At 63.1% G+C, this 2,664-nt stretch carries 3 protein-coding genes; all 3 read right to left on the bottom strand.

The window, feature by feature from the left end:
* Window positions 1-18: 18 nt before the first annotated feature.
* The 3 genes from MOV74_RS35660 to MOV74_RS35650 are packed head-to-tail and all read right to left on the bottom strand — an operon-like array spanning window position 19 to window position 2,602.
* Window positions 19-780 carry a glycerophosphodiester phosphodiesterase family protein gene (locus MOV74_RS35660; protein WP_246931884.1) on the bottom strand — a complete coding sequence of 254 codons (762 nt, stop codon included), beginning with the start codon at window positions 778-780 and terminating at the stop codon, window positions 19-21.
* Window positions 781-789: 9 nt separating this feature from the next.
* Window positions 790-1,710 (bottom strand): ABC transporter permease subunit, encoded by a 921-nt coding sequence (locus MOV74_RS35655; protein WP_246931882.1) that lies wholly within the window; start codon window positions 1,708-1,710, stop codon window positions 790-792.
* A 4-nt stretch (window positions 1,711-1,714) separates the two neighbouring features.
* A complete protein-coding gene (locus MOV74_RS35650) occupies window positions 1,715-2,602 on the bottom strand; it encodes an ABC transporter permease subunit (protein WP_246931887.1) in 888 nt (295 codons plus the stop codon).
* Window positions 2,603-2,664 lie beyond the last annotated feature (62 nt).

Here is a 2,664-nt window from a genome sequence, read left to right as displayed (position 1 = left end):
GAAAGCGGCGGCGGGGAATCATCGGCGCGCCGGCATCGTTTCGAGCCTGCGACGAATGCTCACGGCGAGATCCGGCCGATCCGTCGTGATCTGCCGCACCGGCTGGGCGAGCCAGTAAGCGATATCCTCCGGCTCGTTGGTCACCCATGCGCCGAGGCGCTCCGAGCCGAGCATCGTGAGGGCGAGCGGCAGGGCGAGCCCCAGCAGCGATTTTTCGACCGCGACGATGCAGCCGGGAATGGCAGCCAATTGTGCCAGCGCGGGCTCAATCCCGCCCATCATCTCCGCCGAACGACGGTCGAGCGAAACGAGCACCCGCGCCTCCGGCCATAGCCGGCGAACGATCTCGATCACCCCCGGCACGAAGCAGGTAATGACGGCGCGCCGTTCCAGGCCGCGGCGCTTGATATGGTCGATCAGCCGCGCCTCGAGGCCTGAATAGGGATTACCGAGCTCATCCGTCTTGATCTCGATATGCAGCTCGAGCGTGGTTTCGCTGTACACACCGAACACCTCGTCCAGGGTCGGAATGCAGTCATCGCCGGCATCGCGCAGACGCGCTGCCGTCAATTGCCGCAGGCTGCGCGCGCCCACCGGCCCGGTCTCGAATGTGGTGCGATCGAGCAGCGGATCGTGGATCACGACTAGCCCGCCGTCCGTGCTCTGATGGACGTCGAACTCGACTGCGTCGACCCCTTCCCTACACAGATTGCGGAAGCCGGTCAGGCTGTTCTCCGGCCAAAGATTGCGTCCGCCGCGATGCCCGGCGATGAAAACCATGATCAATCCCTATTTGCTGCTGTCGACAAGACCCTTGATGAACCAGCGTTGCAACAGCAGAACGACCAGCACGGGCGGCAGCATCGTGAGAAGCGCACCGCTCATGGCAATATTCCAGGCCGGCTCGCTGTCGGAGCGCGGGATCAGGCCCTTCAACGCAATAACCGCCGTTGCCATGTCCTTGTCGGTCGTGAACAGCAGCGGCCAGAGATACTGATTCCAGCCGAACAGGAACAGGATGATGGCGAGCGCTACCATGTTCGGGACGGACAGCGGCAGCAGGATGCTCCAGAAGAAGTGCAGTGGCGAGGCGCCGTCCAGCCGCGCGGCCTCGCACAGCTCCTCCGGTATCGTCAGGAAGAACTGGCGAAACAGGAACGTGGCGGTGGCCGAGGCGATCAGCGGGAGGATCAGCCCGGGATAGGTGTTGACCATGTTCCATTCGAGCGAGATCGCGACCTCATGCCCGCTGATCCAGGTCCAGATATGCGCGACATGCAGCGTTTCCAGGAGCCATTGCAGCGGCAGCGCTGCATTGGCCACGGCTTCGAAGGTCGGCACGATCCGAACCTCGATCGGCAGCATCAACGACATGAAGATGAGCCAGAACGCGAGCATTCGGTAGCGGAAGCGGAAGTAGGTGATGGCGAAGGCCGAGAGCAACGACACCACGATCTTGCCGGCCGTGATGCCGAGCGCCACGATAATCGAATTGGCGAAGGTGCGGCTGAAATTGCCCTTGCTCCAGGCCATCTGCAGATTGTCCAAGAACTGGCCCCCGGGCAGCCACGGCAGCGGGACCTTTTGCACCTCGGCGACCGTGAGCGAGCCCGCCACGAACGCGAAATACAGGGGTACGCAGACCATCAGCGCGCCCGCGATCAGGATCGCATGGCAGACCATGTTGAGGATCGGCGAGCGTTCGACCATGCGGCTAGACCCCGTAATTGACCTTGCGGTCGAAGTAGCGGAATTGCAGCAGCGTGCAGATCAGCGCAAAGCTCATCAGGAGAACCGATTGTGCGGCCGAAGAGCCGAGATCAAGATTGACGAAGCCGTCGACGAAGACCTTGTAGACCAGAATGTTGGTCGCACCGGCCGGCCCGCCTTTCGTCACGGCGTCGATGATGGCGAAGGTTTCGAAGAAGCCATAGATGAAGTTCATCACCGTGAGGAAGAAGATGGTGGGCCCGAGCATCGGCAGCGCGATCGAGACGAAGCGGCGGATCGGTCCCGCGCCGTCCACGGCGGCGGCCTCCATCAGCGACACCGGCACCGCGAGTAAGCCCACGACCAGGAAGATGTAGTCGTAGCAGATGTGCTTCCAGGACGCGGCGAGCGTCACCAGGATCAGCGCATCGGTCGGATTGAGGTTGGGGTCCCAGGCAATCCCGAAGCTGTGCAGCACCTGCGCGAGCGGGCCGACCGCCGGATTGAACAGGAAGGCCCACAGGATGCCGGCGATCGCGGGTGCAATGGCATAGGGCAACAGGATGATCGTGCGATAGGCCGAGCGGCCGCGCACGATCCTGTCCGTGGCAAAGGCCAGCACGAGCGCGCTGCCCAATGTGAGCACGTTCTGCGCCACCGTGAACCAGAACGTCACCGCGATCGACTGGCGATAGTCGCTGCTCGCAAGCAGCGCCTTGAAATTGTCGAACCAGACGAACTGGACGTTATTGCCGAAGGGATCGCTGAGCAGGACGGATTGCATCAGCGCCCGCAGCGACGGAATGAAGAAGAAGAACAGCAGGATCAGCAATTGGGGCAGCAACAGCAGCGTCGGCAGGCCCGGACCGTCGCCGAAATTCGCGCGCTTCAGTCCGGCCTCCTCGCGCCGCCGCGTCTTACCCGACCTGCGCGAGCTGCCGGCGGCTGCCGACG

Origin of the sequence: Bradyrhizobium sp. SHOUNA76 (assembly GCF_023006445.1) — a bacterium.
Classification (GTDB): domain Bacteria; phylum Pseudomonadota; class Alphaproteobacteria; order Rhizobiales; family Xanthobacteraceae; genus Bradyrhizobium.
The sequence above is the reverse complement of the archived record's forward strand: the minus strand, read 5'-3'. Positions and strand labels throughout refer to the sequence as shown.